The sequence below is a fragment of the Streptomyces sp. NPDC058964 genome (assembly GCF_042741275.1).
In the GTDB taxonomy this organism is placed as follows: Bacteria; Actinomycetota; Actinomycetes; order Streptomycetales; family Streptomycetaceae; genus Streptomyces.
In genome coordinates this window covers 1-5525 of sequence record NZ_JBHYKH010000572.1, presented here as the reverse complement: position 1 = coordinate 5525, position 5525 = coordinate 1, and the positions used below count along the sequence as shown (strand labels likewise).

3 protein-coding genes, 2 pseudogenes and 1 riboswitch are annotated in these 5525 nt (G+C 70.3%); of the genes and pseudogenes, 1 reads left to right on the top strand and 4 read right to left on the bottom strand.

Annotated features, from left to right (window positions below; all coding sequences use genetic code 11):
- Positions 1-98: 98 nt before the first annotated feature.
- Positions 99-1061 (bottom strand): annotated as a pseudogene (locus ACFW2E_RS40500) (helix-turn-helix domain-containing protein); the annotation flags it as partial.
- Positions 1062-1153: 92 nt separating this feature from the next.
- Between ACFW2E_RS40500 and ACFW2E_RS40495 the strand changes: the two are divergent.
- On the top strand, positions 1154-1396 hold the full coding sequence (locus ACFW2E_RS40495; RefSeq protein ID WP_384475190.1) for a hypothetical protein: 243 nt from the start codon (positions 1154-1156) through the stop codon (positions 1394-1396).
- On the opposite strand, the gene ACFW2E_RS40490 is transcribed toward ACFW2E_RS40495, so the two are convergent.
- The 3 genes and pseudogenes from ACFW2E_RS40490 to ACFW2E_RS40480 form a co-directional block, all read right to left on the bottom strand.
- Positions 1309-2322 carry a ribonucleotide-diphosphate reductase subunit beta gene (locus ACFW2E_RS40490; RefSeq protein WP_384475187.1) on the bottom strand — a complete coding sequence of 338 codons (1014 nt, stop codon included), beginning with the start codon at positions 2320-2322 and terminating at the stop codon, positions 1309-1311. The genes ACFW2E_RS40495 and ACFW2E_RS40490 overlap by 88 nt on opposite strands.
- Complete coding sequence (locus ACFW2E_RS40485) at positions 2322-4685, bottom strand: ribonucleoside-diphosphate reductase subunit alpha (RefSeq protein ID WP_384475184.1); 2364 nt, start codon at positions 4683-4685, stop codon at positions 2322-2324. Before ACFW2E_RS40485 ends, ACFW2E_RS40490 begins: the two co-directional genes overlap by 1 nt.
- Positions 4686-4805: 120 nt before the next feature.
- Positions 4806-4960: riboswitch (cobalamin riboswitch) on the bottom strand.
- A gap of 43 nt (positions 4961-5003) precedes the next feature.
- Positions 5004-5510: pseudogene (locus ACFW2E_RS40480) on the bottom strand (GNAT family N-acetyltransferase).
- Between the last annotated feature and the right edge of the window lie 15 nt (positions 5511-5525).

Sequence of the window (5525 nt, the reverse complement as noted above, 5' to 3'; positions counted from 1 at the left end):
GCCCACGGGGCCCCCGCGGGGGGCAACCCCGCACCGCCCCCCCGGGCGCCGCCGACCCCGGGCCCCTGGGGCCCCCCCGCGCCGCGGGGGGGTGTCCCGGCGCCCCCGGGCCCCCGCAACGCGCGCCGGTAGGCGTTCGGGGTGGTCCCCAGCGCCCGTACGAACTGGTGGCGCAGCGCGGCCGCCGTACCGAACCCGGTCCGGGCTGCGACCGCGTCCACCGTCTGGTTCGAGCGCTCCAGCAACTCCTGTGCCAGCAGCACGCGTTGGCGCAGGATCCAGCGATAGGGCGTGGTGCCGGTCTCCTGCTGGAAGCGGCGGGCGAAGGTGCGGGGAGCCATGTGGGCGCGGGCGGCCAGCTGTTCGACGGTGACCTCCTGGTCGAGGTGGTGCTCCATCCACACCAGGACCTCGCCGACCGTGTCGCACGCGTCCCGGGGCAGCGGCCGTTCGATGTACTGCGCCTGACCGCCGTCCCGGTGCGGCGGCACCACCATCCGCCGCGCGATCTTGTTGGCGACCTCCGGCCCCTGCTCCTTGCGCACGATGTGCAGACAGGCGTCGATCCCGGCGGCGGTGCCGGCGGAGGTGATCACCGGGTCCTCGTCGACATAGAGCACGTCCGGCTCGATGACCGCCCGCGGGTTGCGCAGGGCCAGTTCCCCGGCCTGCCGCCAGTGCACACTGCACCGCCGCCCGTCGAGCAGCCCGGCGGCGCCGAGCACGAACACCCCCGAGCAGACGCTCAGCACCCGCGCCCCGCGCTCCACGGCCCGCACCAGGGCGTCGAGGAGCTCGGGCGGATAGCCGCGCGACACGTAGTCGCTGCCGGCCGGCACGGCGATCAGGTCGGCCTCCTCCAGCCGGTCCAGTCCGAACGGCGTCGAGACCGTGAGCCCGCCGACATGGGTCTCGAGTCGCGGGCCCTCGGCCGAGACCACGGCGAAGTCGTACACCGGCAGCCCCTCGTCACTGCGGTCGATGCCGAACACCTCGCAGACGACGCCGAGCTCGAAGGGATGCACGCCGTCGAGGAGGACGGCGGCCACGTTTCTCAGCATGCTTCCAGTGTGCCGTGGAAGTGGCGGTAATTCGAGGGTGTGCGGCAGTCCTGCCACTGTCTGTAAGGAGTGTTCGGCGCGACAGTGGTGTCATGACTACAGCGCAGACGGAAGCCCTGACCGGAATGGCCGTCGTCCTCGGGATCCTGGTCCTCCTGGTCCTCCCCTCACTGATCGGCATCGTGCGCGACCGGCGCATCGACCGACAGCTCAGGCAGGCCCAGGAGCCCCGGGAGACCGGACGGGATCAGAAGTCCTCGTCCAGGTCGACGGTGCCCTCCACCGCCACCTGGTACGCCGACGGACGCCGCTCGAAGAAGTTGGTCAGCTCCTGAACCCCCTGGAGCTCCATGAAGGAGAAGGGGTTCTCGGAGCCGTACACCGGAGCGAAGCCGAGGCGGCTCAGCCGCTGGTCGGCGACACACTCCAGGTACTGCCGCATCGAGTCGGTGTTCATGCCCGGGAGGCCGTCACCGCACAGGTCGCGCGCGAACTGCAGCTCGGCCTCGACGGCCTCCCGCAGCATGTCGGTGACCTGTCGCTGGAGCTCGTCGTCGAAGAGCTCCGGCTCCTCCTTGCGGACGGTGTCCACCACGTCGAAGGCGAAGGACATGTGCATCGTTTCGTCGCGGAACACCCAGTTGGTGCCGGTGGCCAGCCCGTGCAGCAGTCCGCGGCTGCGGAACCAGTAGACGTAGGCGAAGGCACCGTAGAAGAACAGGCCCTCGATGCACGCGGCGAAGCAGATGAGGTTGAGCAGGAAGCGGCGGCGGTCGGCCTTGGACTCCAGGCGGTCCAGCTTCTCCACCTCGTTGATCCACTTGAAGCAGAACCCGGCCTTCTCGCGGATCGACGGGATGTTCTCCACGGCCGCGAAGGCGGCGGCCCGGTCTTCCGGATCGGGGAGGTAGGTGTCCAGGAGCGTCAGATAGAACTGGACGTGCACGGCCTCCTCGAACAGCTGGCGCGACAGGTAGAGGCGCGCCTCCGGGGAGTTGATGTGCTTGTACAGCGTCAGCACCAGGTTGTTCGCGACGATCGAGTCACCCGTCGCGAAGAAGGCCACCAGCCGGCCGATCAGGTGCTGCTCGGCCGGGGTCAGCCGGGCGAGGTCGGCCACGTCCGAGTGGAGGTCGACCTCCTCCACGGTCCAGGTGTTCTTGATCGCGTCCCGGTAGCGCTCGTAGAAGTCGGGGTAGCGCATCGGGCGGAGAGTCAGCTCGAAGCCGGGGTCGAGCAGGTTCTGGGCACGGGCGGACATTACTGGCAGGCCTCGCAGGACTCGGGGTTCTCAAGGGAGCAGGCGACGGCGTCTGGATCGGCCACCTGCTGGACGGGGATGGACGCTTGCGGCTGCGCCTGGGCGGCTCGGGCGATACGGGTCGCCGGGCGCGAGCGCAGGTAGTACGTCGTCTTCAGGCCCTGCTTCCAGGCGTACGCGTACATCGAGGAGAGCTTGCCGATGGTCGGCGTCTCCATGAACAGGTTCAGGGACTGCGACTGGTCGAGGAACGGGGTCCGGGCCGCCGCCATGTCGATCAGGCCGCGCTGCGGGATCTCCCACGCCGTGCGGTACAGCGCCCGTACGTCGGCCGGGATCCACGCGAAGTCCTGCACCGAGCCGTTGGAGTCGCGCAGCGCCTCACGGGTGCGGGCGTCCCAGACTCCGAGCTCCTTGAGGTCCCTCACGAGGTACGAGTTGACCTGGAGGAACTCGCCGGACAGGGTCTCGCGCTTGAAGAGGTTGGAGACCTGCGGCTCGATGCACTCGTACACGCCCGCGATGGAGGCGATGGTGGCGGTCGGCGCGATCGCGAGGAGCAGCGAGTTGCGCATGCCGACGGCGGCGATCCGCTCGCGCAGGGCGGCCCAGCGCTCGGGCCAGTTGAGCTCGGCGCCGTAGTGGTCGGGGTGCAGGACACCCTTGGCGGTACGGGTCTTCTCCCAGGCCGGGAGCGGACCGCTGCGCTCGGCGAGGTCGGCGGAGGCCTCGTACGCGGCGAGCATGATGCGCTCGGCGATACGGGTGGACAGGGCGCGCGCCTCGGGGGAGTCGAACGGCAGGCGCAGCTTGAAGAAGACGTCCTGCAGACCCATCGCGCCGAGGCCGACGGGACGCCACTTGGCGTTGGAGCGGCCCGCCTGCTCGGTCGGGTAGAAGTTGATGTCGACGACACGGTCGAGGAAGGTCACGGCGGTGCGGACCGTCTCGTCGAGGCGCTTCCAGTCGAGGTCGCCGTCCGTCACGAAGGCGCCCAGGTTCACCGAACCCAGGTTGCAGACGGCCGTCTCGCCGTCGTCCGTGACCTCCAGGATCTCCGTGCAGAGGTTGGAGGAGTGGACCACGTGGCCCGGCTCGGCCGTCTGGTTGGCGGTGCGGTTGGCGGCGTCCTTGAAGGTCATCCAGCCGTTGCCGGTCTGCGCCAGGGTGCGCATCATGCGCCCGTACAGGTCGCGGGCGGGGATCGTCTTCTTCGCCAGTCCGGCGGCCTCCGCCCGGCGGTAGGCGGCCTCGAACTCGGCGCCCCACAGGTCGACCAGCTCCGGCACGTCCGACGGGGAGAACAGCGACCACCGCTCGTCGGCGTTGACCCGGCGCATGAACTCGTCCGGGATCCAGTGCGCGAGGTTCAGGTTGTGGGTACGGCGGGCGTCCTCACCGGTGTTGTCGCGCAGCTCCAGGAACTCCTCGATGTCGGAGTGCCAGGTCTCCAGGTAGACCGCCGCCGCGCCCTTGCGCCGGCCGCCCTGGTTCACGGCGGCGACGGAGGCGTCGAGAGTCTTCAGGAACGGGACGATGCCGTTGGAGTGGCCGTTGGTGCCGCGGATGAGCGAACCACGGCTGCGGATTCGGGAGTAGGAGAGGCCGATGCCGCCGGCGTGCTTCGAGAGCCGGGCCACCTGGTGGTAGCGGTCGTAGATGGAGTCCAGCTCGTCCAGCGGGGAGTCGAGGAGGTAGCAGGACGACATCTGGGGGTGCCGCGTACCGGAGTTGAAGAGCGTGGGGGAGGAGGGCAGGTAGTCGAGGCGGCTCATGAGCGCGTAGAGCGCGCCGACTTCGTCGACCGACCGGTTGCCGTCGTCCTCGGCGAGACCGGCCGCGACGCGCAGCATGAAGTGCTGGGGCGTCTCGACGACCTTGCGGGTGATGGGGTGGCGCAGCAGGTAGCGGCTGTGCAGCGTGCGCAGGCCGAAGTAGCCGAAGCGGTCGTCCGCGTCCGCGTCGATCAGCGAGTCCAGCCGCTCGGCGTGCAGCCGTACGAACTCTGCGGTCCGGTCGGCGATCAGTCCCTCGCGGTGCCCCACGGCGACGGACTCGGTGAAGGTGGTGACACCCTGCGAGGCGGCCTCGGCACGGATGCCGACGGCCAGCAGCCGGGCGGCCAGCTTCGAGTAGGCGGGGTCCTCGGAGATGAGGCCGGCGGCCGCCTCCGTGGCCAGCTCGCGCAGCTCCGTCTCGTCCGCCCGCGCGGACCGTCCGCGCAGCGCGGCGGCGGCGACCCGGCCGGGGTCGGCGTCGGGGAGGTCTGCGGTCAGCTCGGTCAGGGTCCGCAGCAGCGCGGTACCGGGACCGTCGGTCTCCAGGCCTGTGGCTGAAGCCGGGTCGGCTGGCGCGATGGTCACGTGGGGCTCTCCCTCGCTCGGCACGGGGCCTGGCGGAGGGCAGGGCGGCACACGAGCGCACGCGGCGTCGCGTCCACCGGCCCACTCCGCGAGGCCCGGACGTCAGAGCACCCGGACCGGACGGCCGGGCGCGCTGTCGGCAGGTCCTCGGACTGGTCATGCGTGTGGTTGCACGCAAGTACACCGTTGCGGGACAGTTCCGGATTCGCACCGGATTCCCCTGTGGCGACAGCGAGCATGAGCATACATCTAGTGCCGGGTGAGGACAGCACCCCCATATGTTGTGTCTGCGGTGTGTTGGTGTAACTCCGGAGCGTGTCAGAGTGTCAATTCGTAGGTGAGCAGCATGAGGTCGTCGGCGTGCGGAATCGGGTTCCAGTCGCGCTCGGCGACCCGGACGAAACCGAGACGCTCGTAGATGCGGTGGGCGGCGTGCATCATGTGCTGGGTCGACAGGACGATCCCCGTGCACCCCTCCAGGGCCCGTGCGCGCTCGACACAGGCCCGCACGAGCGCCTCCCCGGCTCCCCGGCCGCGGGCCGAGTGGGTGACCGCCAGCATCCGGATCTCGGCCTCGCCGGGACCGGCGAGATCGGCCATGGGGCCACCGGACGGCACGAAGGTGACCCCGCCGAGCACCTCCCCGTCCGCCACGGCGACCAGTACGTCGGCGGCCGCCGCCCGCTTGGCCACGTCCTTGAGCTCGCCCAGGTACCAGTCGCTCTCGCCGAAGGTCAGCAGGCCGTCCTGCCGTTAGGCCTGAGCGGTGATCTCGCCGAGGGTGGTGTACTCGGCGGGGGCCGCGGGCCGGATCACGATGTCCATGGGTCGAGTGTGCGG

Bases quoted from the DNA above. Each gene is read 5' to 3' on its own strand.
- ACFW2E_RS40490 (WP_384475187.1), bottom strand. From the start codon at position 2,322: ATGTCCGCCCGTGCCCAGAACCTGCTCGACCCCGGCTTCGAGCTGACT.
- ACFW2E_RS40495 (WP_384475190.1), top strand. From the start codon at position 1,154: ATGACTACAGCGCAGACGGAAGCCCTGACCGGAATGGCCGTCGTCCTC.